The organism is Phytohabitans houttuyneae (assembly GCF_011764425.1).
GTDB lineage: Bacteria > Actinomycetota > Actinomycetes > Mycobacteriales > Micromonosporaceae > Phytohabitans > Phytohabitans houttuyneae.
In genome coordinates this window covers 3,727,076-3,744,130 of record NZ_BLPF01000001.1, presented here as the reverse complement: position 1 = coordinate 3,744,130, position 17,055 = coordinate 3,727,076, and the positions used below count along the sequence as shown (strand labels likewise).

The 17,055-nt window shown below is 72.3% G+C and carries 13 protein-coding genes, 2 pseudogenes and 1 riboswitch; of the genes and pseudogenes, 9 read left to right on the top strand and 6 right to left on the bottom strand.

Annotated features, from left to right (window positions below; translation table 11 throughout):
* Positions 1-16: 16 nt before the first annotated feature.
* The 4 genes and pseudogenes from Phou_RS16735 to Phou_RS16720 all read right to left on the bottom strand — a co-directional run bounded on the left by Phou_RS16735 (position 17) and on the right by Phou_RS16720 (position 6,221).
* Positions 17-1,383 (bottom strand): annotated as a pseudogene (locus Phou_RS16735) (DEAD/DEAH box helicase).
* Positions 1,384-1,592: 209 nt separating this feature from the next.
* Positions 1,593-1,967, bottom strand: coding sequence for a hypothetical protein (locus Phou_RS16730; protein WP_173056875.1), 375 nt, complete (start codon positions 1,965-1,967; stop codon positions 1,593-1,595).
* A gap of 1,189 nt (positions 1,968-3,156) precedes the next feature.
* Positions 3,157-4,245, bottom strand: a complete 1,089-nt coding sequence (locus tag Phou_RS16725) for a hypothetical protein (RefSeq protein ID WP_173056874.1) — start codon at positions 4,243-4,245, stop codon at positions 3,157-3,159.
* Between the two features lie 434 nt (positions 4,246-4,679).
* Positions 4,680-6,221, bottom strand: coding sequence for a C40 family peptidase (locus Phou_RS16720; protein ID WP_173056873.1), 1,542 nt, complete (start codon positions 6,219-6,221; stop codon positions 4,680-4,682).
* Positions 6,222-6,538: 317 nt separating this feature from the next.
* Between Phou_RS16720 and Phou_RS16715 the strand changes: the two genes are divergently transcribed.
* The 3 genes from Phou_RS16715 to Phou_RS16705 are packed head-to-tail and all read left to right on the top strand — an operon-like array spanning position 6,539 to position 7,587.
* Complete coding sequence (locus Phou_RS16715; RefSeq protein ID WP_173056872.1) at positions 6,539-6,850, top strand: hypothetical protein; 312 nt, start codon at positions 6,539-6,541, stop codon at positions 6,848-6,850.
* A gap of 40 nt (positions 6,851-6,890) precedes the next feature.
* Complete coding sequence (locus Phou_RS16710; RefSeq protein WP_173056871.1) at positions 6,891-7,313, top strand: hypothetical protein; 423 nt, start codon at positions 6,891-6,893, stop codon at positions 7,311-7,313.
* A gap of 10 nt (positions 7,314-7,323) precedes the next feature.
* On the top strand, positions 7,324-7,587 hold the full coding sequence (locus tag Phou_RS16705; protein ID WP_173056870.1) for a DUF4229 domain-containing protein: 264 nt from the start codon (positions 7,324-7,326) through the stop codon (positions 7,585-7,587).
* Here Phou_RS16705 and Phou_RS16700 read toward each other — a convergent pair.
* Complete coding sequence (locus Phou_RS16700) at positions 7,584-8,006, bottom strand: PPOX class F420-dependent oxidoreductase (RefSeq protein WP_173056869.1); 423 nt, start codon at positions 8,004-8,006, stop codon at positions 7,584-7,586. The two genes, Phou_RS16705 and Phou_RS16700, sit on opposite strands and share 4 nt — an antisense overlap.
* 61 nt (positions 8,007-8,067) lie before the next feature.
* Complete coding sequence (locus Phou_RS16695) at positions 8,068-9,405, bottom strand: C39 family peptidase (protein WP_173056868.1); 1,338 nt, start codon at positions 9,403-9,405, stop codon at positions 8,068-8,070.
* A 222-nt stretch (positions 9,406-9,627) separates the two neighbouring features.
* On the opposite strand from Phou_RS16695, the gene Phou_RS16690 reads away from it, so the two are divergent.
* From Phou_RS16690 to Phou_RS16665, 6 genes and pseudogenes are all read left to right on the top strand, one after another.
* The gene (locus Phou_RS16690; protein WP_246273796.1) at positions 9,628-11,424 is read left to right on the top strand and encodes a M14 family metallopeptidase; all 1,797 of its coding nucleotides are present in this window, start codon (positions 9,628-9,630) and stop codon (positions 11,422-11,424) included.
* Between the two features lie 65 nt (positions 11,425-11,489).
* Positions 11,490-11,631: riboswitch (cobalamin riboswitch) on the top strand.
* A gap of 127 nt (positions 11,632-11,758) precedes the next feature.
* Positions 11,759-12,720 (top strand): annotated as a pseudogene (locus tag Phou_RS16685) (ABC transporter substrate-binding protein).
* Positions 12,717-13,775 carry a FecCD family ABC transporter permease gene (locus tag Phou_RS16680; RefSeq protein WP_173056866.1) on the top strand — a complete coding sequence of 353 codons (1,059 nt, stop codon included), beginning with the start codon at positions 12,717-12,719 and terminating at the stop codon, positions 13,773-13,775. Before Phou_RS16685 ends, Phou_RS16680 begins: the two are co-directional and overlap by 4 nt.
* 121 nt (positions 13,776-13,896) lie before the next feature.
* Complete coding sequence (locus Phou_RS16675) at positions 13,897-14,682, top strand: ABC transporter ATP-binding protein (RefSeq protein WP_173056865.1); 786 nt, start codon at positions 13,897-13,899, stop codon at positions 14,680-14,682.
* A gap of 53 nt (positions 14,683-14,735) precedes the next feature.
* Positions 14,736-16,073, top strand: a complete 1,338-nt coding sequence (locus Phou_RS16670; RefSeq protein ID WP_173056864.1) for a GlnX family signal transduction membrane protein — start codon at positions 14,736-14,738, stop codon at positions 16,071-16,073.
* Positions 16,070-17,047, top strand: a complete 978-nt coding sequence (locus Phou_RS16665) for a glutamate ABC transporter substrate-binding protein (protein WP_173056863.1) — start codon at positions 16,070-16,072, stop codon at positions 17,045-17,047. Before Phou_RS16670 ends, Phou_RS16665 begins: the two co-directional genes overlap by 4 nt.
* The last annotated feature ends 8 nt before the right edge of the window (positions 17,048-17,055 follow it).

The window sequence follows — 17,055 nt, the reverse complement described above, 5'->3', positions numbered from 1 at the left end:
CGCGCGCTGCTCGGCGTCAGTGAGTGCGGGAGACCGGGCGGCGGTCGCCGCCGTGGCGACGTCCACTTTGCGGGCGGTCGCCGCGAGGGTGGTCGGACCGGGGGCGGCCGTCGTGGCGGAAGCCGCGGGGCCGGTCGGTGCGCCGGGCCGGCGGAGGCGTGGGCTCCTCCACCACCGGGACGCCGCTCGGCTCCCGGGCACCGGTCACCTCGGACAGTGCCGCGTCGCCCGCACGCACCCGGGCCTCGGCCGGCTCGACGCCGGCCCGCTTGAGCATGGCCAGGGTGGGCTTGCGCTGCTTGGGCAGGGCCAGCGTGACAACGGCGCCGGACTCGCCGGCCCGAGCGGTGCGGCCAGCCCGGTGCAGGTAGTCCTTTTCGTCCTTGGGCGGGTCGATGTGCACCACGAGCGAGATGCCGTCGACGTGGATGCCCCGCGCCGCGACGTCGGTGGCGACCAGGACGTTGATGCGCCCCTCACGGAACTCCGCCAGCGTGCGCGTGCGCGCCCGCTGGGTCTTGCCGCCGTGCAGCGCGCCAGCACGCACACCCACCGCCGCGAGCTGCCCGACCAGCCGGTCGACGCCCATCTGGGTGCGCGCGAACATGATCGTGCGGCCCTTCCGGGCGGCGATCGACGCGGTCACGTTGAACTTGTCGTGCGGCGGGATCAGCAGCAGGTGGTGGTCCATCGTGGTGACGGTCGCCACCGGCGGGGCGGTCGAGTGCGTCACCGGGTCGTTCATGAAGCGCTGCACCAGCGTGTCGACGTCGCCGTCGAGCGTGGCCGAGAAGAGCAGCCGCTGGCCGCCCGCCGGAGTCTTGGCGAGCAGCTCGGTGACGTCGGGCAGGAAGCCCATGTCGGCCATCTGGTCGGCCTCGTCGAGCACCGTGACGGACACGTCGTCGAGGGAGCAGGAGCCCCGCTCGATCAGGTCCTTGAGGCGGCCAGGCGTGGCCACGAGGACCTCGGTGCCGCGGCGCAGCGAGTCGATCTGCCGGTCGTACGGCACACCGCCGACGGCCGTGGCCAGGAACACACCCACGGCCTTGCCGAGCGGCCGCAGCGCGTCGGCGACCTGCATGGCCAGCTCGCGGGTCGGCACCATGATCAGCGCGCGCGGGTGGCGCGAGCGGGCCCGCTCGCCGGCGGCGACGCGGGTGAGCAGCGGAAGACCGAAGGCGAGCGTCTTGCCGGAGCCGGTCTGGCCACGACCGAGCACGTCACGGCCGGCCAGCGCGTCAGGGACCGTCGCGGCCTGGATCTCGAACGGGGTGAGGATGCCCTCCCGGTCCAGCTCGCGCACCAGCGGCGTCGGAACGCCGAGGTCAGCGAAGGAAAGCTCGGTGGTGGGCTCGAAGGCGGATGGGAACGTGCTTGGATCAGCGAACGTGGTCAAGTAAACCTCTCAGCGGGGGGCGCTTCTTCGCAAGGCCCCGCCGCGACCATGATCAGTCGCCGTGTATCGCCCCAAAGAACGCCCAAGGACGCGCAAATTCGTGCGCGCTGGGTCAGTAGATCTCAACAAGTGTACGGGCAGCCCCGTGTATCACCACACGGATATGCCCTGTCGTGGGCAGGCTCACCCGGATTCAGCTGTTGAGGAAGCCGTCGAACAGGTCGGAGAACGTGTCGCCGGTTGCCAGTACGACCAACGCACCGACCGCCACGAGGATTCCCAGCACCAACGCCATGACCAGGAAGACCTTGGCGGTATTGGCGGTCGGCGTGGGTCCGTCGGTGCGCCCTTGGGAGAGGATGTGACCGGTCAACGAGCCCGAGTTTTCCATCGGGCTTCCACCAGCGATGGCCATCGTCATGTGCGCCGGCCCGGGACCTCCCGCGCCCCCGTAGACCGTCCCCTGTGGACGCTCCTCTGCCTTGTCGCCGCCGCGCTGGTCACGGGCCCACTCCCCGTACTCAGGTGAGGTGGAAACCGGCGGCGCGCTCGCCGGCGGCTCACTCACCGCCGGAGGTGGTGGCGGGGGTGGCGTGGGGGAGAAGAGCGACGGAGCGGGCGCAGGCGGCACCGCACTCGCGGCCGCCTCGCTGACGGGCGGCGGCGCGTCGACCGCGCTCCACCGTCCCGGCGCGGTCGGATTTCCCGCCGGCGGCCAGCTGGGCAAAGCCGCCGCCGGCACGACAGGCGCGCCAGGCGCAGCCGGGCCGCCACCATACGGCGACGATCCACCGTGCGGTGCCTGCGGCGGCGCGCTGGCACCTCCGTACAGCGACGGCGGCACCGCGGCTGCTGCTGGCGGCGCGAGGTGCGGCGGCGGGGCGGCGGCGTGTGGCGCCGAGGTCGGAGCCGGCAGCGGCGCGAGGTAGGCCGGCGGTGCTACGGCGGGCGGCCCGGACGCTGGCGCGTGGTGGGGTGGCGCTGAGGCTGGCGGACCGGACGCTGGTCGCGCCGGCGGCGGGGCGGCCTGCGGTGCCGAGGTCGGAGCCGGCAGCGGCGCGAGGTAGGCCGGCGGTGCCACGGCGGGCGGCCCGGACGCTGGCGCGTGGTGGGGTGGCGCTGAAGCCGGCGGACCGGATGCCGGCCGCGCGGCAGGCGGTGCCGGCGGGGTCGCGGTCCCACGAGGAGTGAACGGCGTGGCGGCACCGCGGGCAGGCGCATTCGGCGCCGACATCACCGGCGGTGGCGGCGGAAACGGCAGCGGTGGCTCCGGCGGCTGCGGTCCCGGCAACGGCCCTGGTCCAGGCCCGGGTCCGGGCGGGATCGGCACCGGCGGCACCGGCTCCGGCGTCGGGAACGGGTTGGGCACCGGCCCTGGCCCCGGTGGCTCAGGCTCCGGCGGACCGGGCGGCGGCTCGACGGGCTCCGGCGGCTCGGGGTCGGGTGCGCCGGCCCGGTAGACGCGGGCGCGGCCGGCGGAAGGCTGTGCGGCGACCGCCACCTCCTCGGCCGAGACCTGGCCCACACCGGGCACGCTCGCCCGTGCGCGCGCACCGATCGCCGAGATCAGAGCGTCACCGCGCGGCGCCGAACGCTGCGGCGGCACCAGGTACTCCGGCCCGCCTGATGCCTCCTCCTGCTGCTCCAGCGCGGCAGGAGGGGCCGGCGGTGAAAGCGCACCGCCAGGTGGCGTGGGCGTCGCGGACGGCATCGAATACGCAGGGGTCTCCCGCAGCGGCGGCGCCGGCTCGCGCTCCTCAGGCGTGGTGCCCGAAAGCCCAGACGCGCCCGGGGTGCCGGACGAAGCGCCGGATGGACCTGGAGCGCCGGACGCGCCGGCAGCGGCCGACTCGCGCCACGGCACCTCGAACGCGGACCACGGCGAGTCGGTCTGCGGCGGCCTCTTCGGCTGGCGGCGCTCCAGGGGTGGGCCAGGGATGGGAGCCTTCACCGGCACCGGCAACCCCGGTGACGACCCGGCCGCCGGTGGCACAGACCCGGATGCCGGCGGTGCCGACCCGGATGCCGGCGGCGTCGAGGCCGGCGCAGGCGTTCCGATGGCGGTCGCGGGCGGCGCCGAGGTGGGCACCGGTGTCCCATAGGTGGACCCGGCGGGCGCTGGTGTCCCCAGGGCCGGGGAGGCAGGCGGGGGCGTTCCGAAGCCGGACGCGGGCGGTCCCGACGTGGGCGCTGGCGTCCCGAAGGTCGGGGAGGTCGCCGCCGGTGTCCCGAAGTTCGAGGCCGGGGGCGACGAGGCGGGCGCGCCAGAGGCGGGAACGGCCGAAACGGGTGCCGGCGGAGCGGAGGCCGGCGCCACGGACTGGTGCGAGCTCGGTGCGGCCGGTGGGGTGCTCCTCTCGCCGGCCCGGTAGGTGCGGCCGGCGGCGGGCGGTGCCGGCAAGGCGGCGAGGTCCGCCGGGTTGGGAGCGGCGGAGCCCGATACCGACGCGCGGCCTACGACGCCCGGCCTTGGGCGCGATACCGCCTCGGGTGGCTTGCTGGGTGTCGGGTTGCTCCACGCCGGGACGATCGGCGTCGGCGAGGCGGCGGCGGGTGCGGGCGGCGGCGGGCTCGCCTCCATGGGGCGCGGCCAGACAGCCGAAGCGCCCGAGACCGGCGGTGCGCTCACCGACGCGGACGCCGGACCCGGAGCGGGCGGCGCCGAAGACGAAACAGGCGCGGGCGGCGCCGAGGTCGGAGCTGGCGGCGGTGCCCAGGCCGGTGCGGGTGGCGCTGAAGCCACGTCGGGCGGTGCCGAAGAAGGTGCGGGCGGTGCGGAAGTCGGAGCTGGCGGCGCTGAGGCCACAGCGGGCGGCGCCGAAGGCGGAGCTGGCGGTGGCGTCCAAGCCGGTGCGGGTGGCGCTGAGGCCACGGCGGGCGGTGCGGACATGGGCGCGGGCGGCGCGGAGGTTGGGGTGAAGCCGGGCCAGAGGGCGCCGTCGGGTGGGGGTGGCGGCATCTCGTAGGCCTCCGGGAGGGCCTCCAGGGGCGGCTCGGGAAGCGTTGTGCCTACCGGTGGGGGCGGAGGTAGTGGCGGCAGCTCAGCCGCGAGCCCGGTCGGCTCGCCGGTCGTTCCGGCGGCCGGCGGATCTTGTCGCTCGTCCATCATCGCCTCCCGCTCCCCCGCCGCAACGGACCGGTGACGGCCGGACCGGAGCGTCCTTCAGGTTTACCGTGCCACATCGCCCGGCGCCCGGACACCCGGAGTCGGGTTGTGGGCGCCTACCTGCCCCGCTGTCCACTTCGCACGGCGCACACCGTCCACTATGCGGACGGGCCGTCAGCCACCCGCGGTTGCCCCACCGGACGAACTGGATGAAGCGGACGCCTCGGCACCTGCCTCAGAGGTCGCCGGCGCGGCGCTGTTGGTGCTCGTCGCCGGCGGGTTGGTCGTCGGCTCGTCGGTGGGGTCCGGCGGGTTGGGCGTCGGCGTCGGTGTGCTCGGCGGCGTGGTGGGTGGCGTCGTCGGCGGGGTGGTGGGTGGCGTCGTGGGCGGGGTGGTCGGCGGCTTGGTGGTGGCCGGCGGCGTGGTGGGTGGCTTGGTGGTGGCCGGCGGGGTCGTCGGCGGCTTGGTGGTCGCGGGCGGCGTGGTCGGCGGGGTGCTCGTCGGCGGCGTCACCGGGGCCGAGACCGCGCCGTAGATCCGGGTGGCGGCGAACAGCCGCGAGTACCAGACCGTGGAGACCTTGACCTTTTCCCGGCTGTTGGGCGCGTGGACCATCTTGCCGCCGCCGATGTACATACCGACGTGGTGGATGCCGCTCGCCGTGCCGTTGGAGCTGAAGAAGACCAGGTCACCGGGGAGCATGGCGCTGGTGGAGACGATCCGCGAGCGGGTGCCCGCGTACTGGTCGCGGGAGACGCGGGGCAGCTGGTAGCCGACGCTGCGGTAAGAGGCCCACATCAGACCGGAGCAGTCGTACGAGTTGGGACCCTCGGCGCCCCACACGTACGGCTTACCCAGCTCACCGAGCGCGAAGTTGACCGCCTTGATCGCGCGGGGGTCGGCTGCCAGCCCGGAGATGTTGTCGGCGTCGAGGAAGTCTTCACCGAGCTTGGCCTCCTGCGCCTCGCGCTCCCGCTCGATGACCGCGAGCTGCGCGGAATTGCGCTCCTTGACCTCGGTGAGCGCCGCTTCCTTGGTCTTGAGCGACGCCTCGATCGTGTTGAACTGCCCGGCGAGCGTCTGCTCCTTGGCCAGCGCCGTGTTGTACGCCTCCTGGGCGACCCGCTCCGCGTCCTTCGCCCTGGCCACCTCGTGCTCGGCCGCGTCGCTCTTGGCGGTGGACGACTCGCCGCGCTGGATGCGGGACAGCTCGCTCAGCCCGTGCAGGTCGGAGCCGAACGCGCCGGGCGGCAGCTCGGCCGCCTCCTTGATCGCCTGGGCAGCCGCGCTCTCGGCATCGCCCTCGGCCTTGACGACCGCGGCGCGCGCCTCGTCGAGCTGGCGGTGGGCGATGGCCAGGTCGGTGCGCGCCTGCGCCTGCTCCTCCCGCTTTTTCAGCAGGTCTTCGCTGAGCAGGCCGATCTCGACCTCGGCGTTGTAGATCTGCGTGGCCAGCGGGCCGGTCGTCGACGAGGTGGGCGGCGTGTACGTCCCGGAGGTGGGCGGGACCGTCGCGCCGGGCAGCTGCACCGAGCCGGCGGGCAGCGGCCGGGAGCCGGCGTCGGGGATCGTGTTGGGTGTGGGCTCGGCGTAGACCGGCGAGGCCAAGGCGGCGGCCGCGGCGGCGCCCAGCATCGCGGACCAGGCCAGCGGCCGCAGGACCGGGCTGATGACCCCGGCCGGGCGCGCCTGATGCCTGCCCTTGCGCTTCGCCATATGCGTCTCTCCCCGCCACTCGCGTCCCATTCTGTCCTACCGCACCGGAGCAACGATGTCGATCGGAGAGCAGGTAACGGGTACCTGAGAGCTGGTTTACGTAAGGGGTGACTACGCTCAAACCCATGGACAAGGCGCGCAGGCGAGAGATCGAAGAGCGTGTTTACGCAGGTGACCGGCTCACGGGCCGGGACAGCGAGGAATTGGCCGCCTGCGATGAGCTCGCGTGGCTCGGTCGGCTCGCCAACGACCGCCGGGCCGCCCACCACGGGGACCGCGTTACCTTCCTGATCGGCGCCAGTCAGGTTTCTGACAGGGTGACAGAAGCGGCGGCTCCCGCCGAGGTGCTCCGCCGGTTCGCGGTCACCCGCCTGGGGATCATCGGTCCTCGCCACGTGAGCTGCTCGACGGCCGACCACACGCCGGCGCTCGCCCAGCTCGCCCTCAACTTCGGGGTCGACGACCTCGTCGCCCCGCCGGACGCCGACCGCGACGAGATCGTCCACCTGATCTGGGACGCCGGCTTCCGCCCGGTGGAGCGGGACGCGGACGACAACGTGGTCCGCGAGTACGACCCGCCGGTGCCGCTGGCCGAGCGCCGAGCCACCCCTCAGCAGGTGTGGGCCTGAGAGCAGCGGCTCACCCCGCCGGCAGTACCCTCAATGGGTCATGACTGAGGCGCAGAGCACCTTTCCCCGGCGCGACGACGACGGGCGGATCCTCGCCGTGACCGACTTGCTGGGCCTCGTCCTGGCCGGCTTGGTCATCGGCGTGCTCGCGCTGCTCGTCCTCGATGTCGGCTTCTCGCTGCTCGGCTTCGGCGACTTCGGCGGCGCCTCCGGCTGGCTGGCCGTGATCCTGCCGGCGTGGGCGTTCGTCGAGGAGTTCCGGGCCTGGTCGTTCGGCGCCGCCCGAGTGGTCGTCGCGCTGGTGGGCGCGGCCGTCTCGGTCACCTTCGGGCTGCTGATCGCCGGCCTGCTCAACGAGGCGGGACCGCTCTGGTCCGGCGCGGTCGCGGCGGCGGGGTTCGCGTTGGCGTACTCGCTGATCTGGTTCTACGGCATCCGGTGGCTGGCCCACCGGACGGGGTAAGGAATTAGGCATGAGCCCGGTAATCAAGTACACCCTGGCTCGCGTCGGACTGTTCGCCGCGGTCTTCGCCGCGATGCTCCCAATCGACCTCGACATCTTCATCAAGCTGGCGATCGCGCTGGTGGCGTCGGCCGGTTTCTCGTTCATCCTGCTCCGCGGGCTGCGCGAGCAGGTGGCCAACCAGATGGCCTCGTCGGCAGAGCGGCGCAAGACGGAGAAAGACCGCCTGCGCGCCGCCCTGGCTGGAGATGACGAGACGAAGCGGGACGGCTAAGGCACCCGGGCGACCACGCCGCCGCCGGTCACGGCGACGAACGACGTCGGCCGGATTGTCATGACCACGCGCACCGGCGCGTCCGGGATCGGGTAGTCCATCCCGTACCGGTGCTGGAGCGACTTGTAGAAGGACGCCTCGGCGTCGTCGTCCTCGATCGATTCGACAACGCCGCGTACCTCGAGGAAGCGGTACCCGTCCTGCGGGTCGGTGACGGAGAGCGCGACCCGCGGCTCGCGGGCGAGGTTCTGAAACTTCTGGCGCGTCTTCGTGTGCGTCATCCGGATCCGCTTGCCGTCCCACTCGAACCACATGACGCTGCTCTGCGGTGAGCCGTCGGGCCGGACGGTGGCCAGGTGGGCGAAGAGGGGACGTTCCAGAAGGTCGGCGTGGGTGTCTGGGGGAAAGACGTCGGTCATGGTCAACCGAATACACCCGGACGGGGGCCCACCGCCAACCGGCGGCGGGCCCACGCCGCCCCTACACCGGCAGGCCCGCCGCCTGCGGCCAGGGTTTCCACCAGGGCTTGATCAGGTACGCGATGCCGCCCGACCCGCCGGAGACACCGCCGGATGCGTTGATGCGCTTGGTACGCAGCCACACGGTCTCGAACTGCTCGCGGGGGTAGACGTTGCGCACCGCGTCGTTCGACGACGAGGCCGGGTCGTTGACGACCACGTCTCCCTCGGCTGTGAATCCCACCACTACGAAGAGGTGGCCCGAGGTGCCGTAGTTGGCCCCGTCCAGCTCGCTGGCGAGGAATGACTGGCTCGTGATCACCGGTATCCCGGCACGGATGAGCCGCTCCACGTCGTCCAGCGAGTGCAGCCGGGTGACGAAGGCGTCGAGGCCGGGGAACGACGCCGCGTACGCCGTGTTGAACGGCCAGTTGCCGGCGCCGTCGTACGTGTAGTCGTAGACCATCCGGGCCGCGTGGTTGACCGTCGGGTCGGGGTACGTCGGGTCGACCCAGGCGGTGTCCTCATCGGACGGACGCCGTCCCCAGTACTCCACGACCATCTCGGTGGACGTGGGCGAGCACCACGCCTCACCGCCGCCGTCGTACTCGGGGTAGTGGCCCTCGTGGATGTTCTGCGAGTAGCGCGGCACGGACAGCTCGCGACCCCACGCGATGCGTCCCTTGCTGAGCGGCACCGTGAAGCGGTCGGGCACGAGCGAGCTCATCGCGCCCACCATCCACACCCGCGGCGAGCGCCACTGGCCGGGCTCGCGGTAGAGGGTGACGCGCAGCTGGTAGTCGCGCAGCAGCACGCCGCCGGCCACGTCGTCGATCGAGAAGGTGTCGGTCCAGATCGTGGACCACGGGTCACCCTGCCGGTTGACACTCGTACGGCGGATGTCCTGGTCGCCCGAGGCCCAGCGACCCATCACGTACCACGGGGTGTGGTCGCCGGTGTTGTACGTCCCTTGCATCTCGATCTGGACCCAGGTGCCGGCCGGCGTGTCCGCGTTCCAGGAGGCGACCAGCTCGCTGGCGTCGAAGCCGACCCCGCGCACCGGCGATGTCCAGGTCGCGTACGACCAGGTCTTCGTCGTCCCCGTGTGCGGGTCCGTGTAGTCGACGGTGCCGGCTGGCCGGCCGATCGTGATGCCCGTGCGCACGCCCGGCAGGGCCACGGTGCCCTCGTGCGTGCCGCGGCGCCAGTCCTGGTAGGTGGACCAGCGCTGGAAGGTGATCTGCTCGTCGTGGCTGATGGCTCCTCCGGTGGTGGCCGAGGCCGAGGGGGCGGCGACGGCCGGTGCCGCGGGGCCAAGCAGCGCGAGGGCCGTGACGGCTACGGCGGTGGTTCTGACCATGCCCGTCACTATCCCGTTTGAAGGGAAGTTTCGCCAGATCCTGTCCCGAAGAAAATCTTTGTCGACAGGACGACCACATTGGCATGACGGTCCGCGGCCCCGGATGTGGTGCAGTTCTCTTCAGTACACATGGGATCTCCCCACCCCAGGAGGTCGTTGATGTCCACCCGTCTGAAGCCCCGCCGGGCGATCATCTTCAGCGCGGCCGTCGCCGCCGGGCTGATGCTGATCACCACGAGCCCCGGCGCCGCCAAGCCAGATCCCGGTCCCACGGCAGCGGCCGAGGTCGCGGCGCAGTACACGGTGATCGGCCCGCGCACGTTCGCGGACCGTGACGCCATCGCCCGTACCGGCGCGGCGATCGACTACATCGAGCACGGGAAGATCTACGTCTCGGCGATCAAGTCCGAGGTGCTGGCGATCCGCAAGCTCGGCTTCCAGGTCGTGCTGGTGCCGGCCGAGGCGCCCGGCGGCGTGACCACGTTCGACTTCCCGCCCGCCGACTCGGCGTACCACAACTACGCCGAGCTCAACGCGGTGGTCAACCAGGTCGTGGCCGACCACCCGTCCATCGCTCGCCGGATCTCGCTCGGCAACTCGTACGAGGGCCGCGACATCATGGCCGTCAAGATCTCCGACAACGTGGCCACCGACGAGTCGGAGCCGGAGATCCTCTTCAACTCGCAGCAGCACGCCCGCGAGCACCTGACCGTGGAGATGGCGATCTACCTGCTGAACCTCTTCACGGACAGCTACGGCTCAGACTCGCGCGTCACCAACGTCGTCAACAGCCGCGAGATCTGGATCGTGCCGACGGTCAACCCGGACGGCAGCGAGTACGACGTCGCCACCGGCGCGTACCGCTCCTGGCGCAAGAACCGCCAGCCCAACTCGGGATCGTCCAATGTGGGCACCGACCTCAACCGCAACTGGGCGTACAACTGGGGCTGCTGCGGCGGCTCGTCCAGCTCGACCGGCTCCGAGACGTACCGCGGCCCGTCCGCCTTCTCCGCACCGGAGACCCAGCGGCTGCGCGACTTCGTCAACAGCCGCGTGGTCGGCGGCGTGCAGCAGATCAAGGCCAACATCGACTTCCACACGTACTCGCAGCTCGTGCTCTGGCCCTTCGGCTACACGACGGCGAACACGGCGCCCGGCCTCAACGCCGACCAGGAAGCGGTCTTCCGCACGATCGGGCAGCAGATGGCGGCCACCAACGGGTACACGCCGGAGCAGTCCTCTGACCTCTACATCACCGACGGCGACAGCATCGACTGGATGTGGGGGCAGCACGGCATCTGGGCGTACACGTTCGAGATGTACCCCGGCTCGTCCGGCGGCGGCGGCTTCTACCCGCCTGACGAGGTCATCCCCGCACAGACGTCGCGCAACCGCGAGGCGGTGCTGATCCTGAGCGAGTACGCCGACTGCCCGTACCGGGCGACCGGCAAGCAGGCCCAGTACTGCGGCACCGGCGGTGGTACGACCGTGTGGTCGGACACCTTCGAGACCAACACCGGGTGGACGGTCAACCCGTCCGGCACCGACGCGGCGACGCTGGGCCAGTGGGCGCGGGGCGCCGCACAGGCCACCACCTCCAGCGGCGCGAAGCAGCTCGTACCCTTCGCCGGCAGCAACGACCTGGTGACCGGCCCGCTGGCCGGTGCCAGTGCCGGCGACCATGACGTCGACGGCGGCCTGACCAGCGCCCGCTCGCCGGCGGTGACGCTCCCGGCGAGCGGCACGCTGTCGTTGTCGTTCGCGTGGTACCTGGCGCACGGCTCGAACTCCTCGTCCGCCGACTTCTTCCGGGTCAGCGTGGTGCACGCGGGCGGCACGACGGCGGTCCTCACCCAGGCGGGCGCGGCTAGCAACCGCAACGGCGCGTGGGCGACTGCCACGGCAAACCTGACGCCGTACGCCGGCCAGTCGATCAGCATCCTTGTCGAGGCCACGGACGCCTCCACGGCCAGCCTCGTCGAGGCCGCGGTCGACAACGTCACGATCACATCCGCGTAGTACCCACAGGTCGGGGGCGGGCGGCAACCCGCCCCCGATCGCCTGCGCTGCGCCCTCGGCGGGTAACTCCGGGTCCACGCTGAGGTACCGTGCAGGCGATCGGCCGCAGCGAATCCGGTGTCCCAAACCGGAGCTGTCCCGCAACTGTGATGCCGTACCGGTGCAAACCGGGCGGACTAGCCAGGTCGCCTGCGGACGGTCGCGAACCAGCGCTCTCGAGGAAGGGCGCCTCGCGGACGGAGCGGCAACCCCCTCTCCTGTCGGCGAAGCACCAGATCCTCGACCGACAGGAGGACCAGTGAATGAGTTAGCGAGCGAACCATCGGGCTCAGTGATGACACGCGGTGGTGCGCGCACCGTCAGACGGCCGTTCAAGAGGCAGCTCACCGCCGTTGCCGCCGCGGTCGCGCTCGCGATCAGCGGCTGCGCGAGCGACAACGACGAGCCGAGCGGCGCCGCGACGAGCGGCCCGGCGGCGGCCACCTATCCCGTCACCGTGGGCAACCTCACGCTCGACAAGCGGCCCGAAAAGATCGTGTCGCTCTCGCCCAGCGCCACCGAGATGCTCTTCGCGATCGGGGCGGGGGCGCAGGTGACCGCGGTGGACGACAACTCGAACTTCCCGCCCGACGCTCCCAAGTCGGACCTGTCCGGATTCCAGCCCAACGCGGAGGCCATCGCGGCCAAGGCGCCTGACCTCGTCGTGCTCTCCAACGACACCAACAAGGTGGTCGACCAGCTCACCACGCTGAAGATCCCGGTGTACATGGCGGCCAGCGCCGTCACGCTCGACGACTCGTACAAGCAGCTCAACGAGCTCGGCGCGCTGACCGGGCACGCCGGCGAGGCGGCCGGCACCGTGCAGCGGATGAAGGACGACATCGCCAAGCTGGTCAAGGACGTGCCGCAGCGGCAGACCAAGCTCACGTACTACTACGAGCTCGACCCCACCCTCTACTCGGTCACCAGCAAGACGTTCATCGGCGCGCTCTTCGCCCTCGCGGGCCTGGAAAACGTGGCCGACCCCGCGGACGCGGACGGCAAGAAGGGCGGCTACCCGCAGCTGTCGGCCGAGTCGCTGGTCAAGTCGGACCCCGATCTGATCTTCCTCGCCGACACCAAGTGCTGCCAGCAGTCGCTGGAGACGGTGAAGGCGCGCACCGGGTGGGCGAACATCACCGCGGTCAAGAGCGGCAACGTGATCCAGCTCGACGACGACATCGCCTCCCGCTGGGGCCGCGGGTCGTCGACCTCGTGAGAGCGATCACGGAAGCGGTAGCCAAGGTCCCCGCGTGACGAGTGCCAAAGCAAGGGCCGGCTGGGTCACCGCGGGCGTCGTCTCCGTCGTCGTCGCGGCCCTGGCCGGCCTGGCGTTCGGCCCGGTCAACCTGCCGCCGGGCAGCGTGGCGGCCGAGGTGCTCAACCTCATACCGGGCGTGGACATTCACAGCGGGCTGGACGAGCGCGAGATCGCGATCGTCACGCAGATCCGGCTGCCGCGCGTGGTGCTCGCGCTGCTCGTGGGCGCGATGCTCGCCCTCGCCGGCGGCTGCTACCAGGGCGTCTTTCGCAACCCGCTGGCCGACCCGCACCTGCTCGGCGTCGCGGCCGGTGCCGGCCTCGCGGTGACCGCGGTCATCGCGCTGCGGATCGGCACCGGCTCGGCGGGCGGCGACGTCACCTCGGGCCTGCCGCTCACCACGCCGGTGGCCGCGTTCATCGGCGCGGTGGGCGCGGTCGCGCTCACGTACCTGCTCGGCGTCTCGGGCGGCCGTGACCGCTCACCGGCCACGCTGATCCTCGCCGGTGTGGCGGTCTCCGCCTTCCTCGCCGCCGGCCAGACGTACCTCATGCAGCGCAACGTCGACGCCATCCGCGAGGTCTACTCGTGGCTGCTGGGGCGGCTGGCCACGGCGGGGTGGCACGACGTGCTGGTCATCCTCCCGTACGCCGTGGTGACCGGCGCCGTCCTGCTGCTCTTCCGCCGCGAGCTCGACGTGCTGTCGGTCGGCGACGACGAGGCGAGCAGCCTGGGCCTGCATCCGCAGCGCTCGCGGTACATCCTGCTCGCCGCCGCCAGCCTCGGCACCGCCGCGGCCGTGTCGGTGTCCGGCCTGATCGGGTTCGTCGGCATCATCGTGCCGCACACCGTGCGCCTGCTCGCCGGCTCCAGCTACCGCGTGATCCTGCCGCTGTCGGTGCTTTTCGGCGCCGCGTTCCTCGCGTTCACCGACCTTGTCGCGCGCACCGTCGCCAGCCCGGCGGAGATCCCGATCGGCGTGGTCACCGCGTTCTTCGGCGCACCGTTCTTCGTGCTCGTCCTGCGCACCACCAAGCGGGTCACGCTGTGAGGGAGCGAGTTGGCGCGGCGGCGTCTGGACGGAGCCGCCCCGCCGACGTAGTCGGGGTTTCGGGGTGGCGGAGGAAGACGTCGCCTTCAGCGCCGCACGAGCGAGCGAACCCGGAGGCGCTGTGAGCGCGGTCGAGGCGCTCGACGTGCGGGTCACCCTGGGTGGCGCCACGATCCTGGACGGCGTCGACCTCACGGTCGCCGCCGGCGAGTGGGTCGCGGTCATCGGACCAAACGGCGCCGGAAAATCCACCATGTTGCGCGCCGTCGGCGGCCTGCTGCCATTCATGGGGTCCATCTCTTTGTTTGGTACGCCCGCCGACCGCCTGCCCCGGCGACAGCGGGCCCGGCTCGTGGCGACCGTCGCGCAGGCACCGGTCGTGCCGGCCGGCATGGCCGTCTTCGACTACGTGCTGCTCGGCCGCACCCCCTACGTCCCGCCGCTGGGCCGGGAGTCCGCCGCCGACCTGGCCGCCGCGGGCGAGGTGCTGGACCGGCTCGACCTGCGGCGCTTCGCCGGCCGCCAGCTCGCCACGCTCTCCGGCGGCGAGCGGCAGCGCGTCTTCCTGGCCCGCGCGCTCGCCCAGGGCGCCCCGCTGCTGTTGCTCGACGAGCCCACCACCGCGCTCGACATCGGCCACCAGCAGGAGGTGCTCGACCTCGTCGACGAGCTGCGCCGGGACCGCGGCCTGACCGTGCTCGCCACCATGCACGACCTCTCGATCGCCGGCGAGTACGCCGACCGCATGGTCCTGCTCGCCTCCGGCCGGGTGGCCGCGAGCGGCGCGCCGCGCGACGTGCTGACCGAGGAGCTGCTGGCGGCCCACTACGGCGCGCGCGTACGGGTCATCGACGGCGATCACGGCCCGCTGGTCGTACCGGTACGCTCGACCGCGAGCGGCGCCTGAGGATCTCGCCGCGCTTGATGCGGTTGGCTACCTTGATCCCCGAGGTGGTGACGGTGACGACTCTCGTACGCGAACCGGCGACCCGGGCTCCCGCCGCCGCACCCGCGGCCCGGTTGCGCAAGCGGGCGGCGGGACGATTCCGGGGCACCCCCGGCCGGCTCGTGCTCGCCACGGCGGCACTCGTCGTGCTCGGCCTGGCGACCGGCGTGGCCGGTGCCGTGGGCGTGCGGCAGCGGGCCGACCTCGTCGACGGCGCGGTCGCGCGCAGCGGCGAGCTGACCGTCGCGGCGCAGCGGCTCTACCGCGCGCTCTCCGACGCCGACGCGACCGCCGCGAGCGCGTTTCTGACCGGCGGCGTGGAGCCCGTGGCGCTGCGCGAGCGCTACCAGGCCGACATCGCCGACGCGGCCGCCGCGCTGTCGATCGTCTCCGGAGGTGGCGCGGGCGACGCCCGTGGCGCCAACGCGGTCGCCCGGATCGCCGCGCAGCTGCCGGTTTACACGGGGCTCGTGGAGACCGCCCGGGTCTACAACCGCCAGGGCGTGCCGGTTGGCGGCGCGTACCTGCGCGAGGCGTCCGGCGTCATGCGCGAGCGGCTTCTGCCGGCCGCGCAGGAGCTCTACGACGCGGTCTCCGCCGAGCTCGACGAGGCGCGCGACGACGCGGGCGCGTTCCCGTGGTTCGCCGTGGCGCTCGGCGTGCTGACGATCGCCGCGCTCGTGGTCGTGCAGCGCTACCTGACCAGGCGCACCAACCGGGTCTTCAACGTCGGGTTGGTGCTCGCCACCGTCGCCGCCGTGGCCGTGGTGCTGTGGCTCGGCGTCTCCGCGCTGGTGACCGCCGGGCGGCTGGAGGCCAGCCACGACCGGGGCTCGGAAGAGGTGGCCCGGCTCGCCGACGCCCGCATCGCCGCGCTGCAGGCCCGCGCCGACGAGTCGCTGACGCTTGTCGCGCGGGGCAACGGCCAGGTCTTCGAAGACGACTACGACAAGATGATGGACCGGCTGGCCGGCGACAATCGCGACGGCGGGCTGCTGGTCGCTGGCGACGCCGACGCGACCACCCGGGACGCCCTCGCGGCCGCGCTGAACGAGGCGCGCCGCTGGGACCAGGAGCACCAAAACGTGCGGAAGCTCGACAACGACGGGCAGTACGCCCAGGCGGTCGAAGCCTCGGTGGCCACCGAGAAGGCCAGCACCGCCACCATCGCCAACCAGCTCGACGAGCGGCTCGCCGGCGCGATCGAGCACAACAGCGACGTGTTCCGTCAGGAGGTGCGCGGCGCGGCCGGCTCGCTGGGCGGCGCCGACATCGGGATCGGCCTGCTCGCGGCGCTGCTCGTGATCGGCGCGGCGGCCGGCATCCAGCGTCGACTGGCGGAGTACCGGTGAGGGCGCGAGCCGCGGCGGCAGCGGCCCTGGTGGCGGCGCTCGCACTGGCGGGGTGTGGCGGCTCCGGCACACCGCCCGCCGGCCCCGACCCGGCCGAGCCGGCGCGCCCGGTGGGCGTCGTGGACCCGGCGGTGCTGCCGACCACGAGCGCGGCGCCGGCCGGCTCGTGTGACCGCCGGGCCAGCTACCGCCCGACCGGCGCCCTGCCCGCGCCCGGCCGGATGCCCTCCGGCTCGACGATGGCCCGCATCCAGCGCAACGGCCGGTTGGTCGTCGGCGTCGACCAGAACAACTTCCGCTTCGGCTACCGCGATCCCAAGACGGGCAACCTCGTGGGCTTTGAGATCGACCTGGCCCGCGAGCTTGCCAAGGCCATCTTCGGCAGCCCGGACAAGGTGCTCTTCCGGGCGATCACGACGGCCGACCGCGAGAAGGCGATCAACGAGGGCCGGGTCGACATCGTCATCCGCAGCATGACGATGAACTGCGACCGGTGGGAGCGGATCAACTTCTCGACCGAGTACTTCGCGGCTGGGCAGGCCATCATGGTCGCGCGTGACTCGCCGATCAAGGGGATCAAGGACCTCGCCGGCAAGAAGGTCTGCGCGGCCACCGGCAGCACCTCGATCCGCAACATCGCCGAGAAGGCGCCCGACGCGCTGCCGGTGTCGGCCAACGACGCTCTCGACTGCCTGGTGCTGCTCCAGCAGCTCCAGGTGCACGCGGTCTCCACCGACGACGCGATCCTGGCCGGCTTCATGGAGCAGGACAAGGGCACGAAGATCCTGCCGGGGCGGTTCACCGAAGAGCCGTACGGGATGGCGATGAAGAAGGAGTCCGTCGACCTGACGCGGTTTGTCAACGGCGTCCTGGAGCGCCTGCGCACCGACGGCACCTGGACAAGGCTTTACAAGACGTGGCTCTCCTCGCTCGGCCCCACCCCGCAGCCACCCGCGCCGGTCTACCGGGACTGACCGTGCCG

Excerpts from the sequence above, each read along its gene's own strand:
- Phou_RS16720 (WP_173056873.1), bottom strand. The coding sequence starts at position 6,221 with ATGGCGAAGCGCAAGGGCAGGCATCAGGCGCGCCCGGCCGGGGTCATC.
- Phou_RS16710 (WP_173056871.1), top strand. The coding sequence starts at position 6,891 with ATGACTGAGGCGCAGAGCACCTTTCCCCGGCGCGACGACGACGGGCGG.
- Phou_RS16705 (WP_173056870.1), top strand. The coding sequence starts at position 7,324 with ATGAGCCCGGTAATCAAGTACACCCTGGCTCGCGTCGGACTGTTCGCC.
- Phou_RS16700 (WP_173056869.1), bottom strand. The coding sequence starts at position 8,006 with ATGACCGACGTCTTTCCCCCAGACACCCACGCCGACCTTCTGGAACGT.
- Phou_RS16695 (WP_173056868.1), bottom strand. The coding sequence starts at position 9,405 with ATGGTCAGAACCACCGCCGTAGCCGTCACGGCCCTCGCGCTGCTTGGC.
- Phou_RS16690 (WP_246273796.1), top strand. The coding sequence starts at position 9,628 with ATGCTGATCACCACGAGCCCCGGCGCCGCCAAGCCAGATCCCGGTCCC.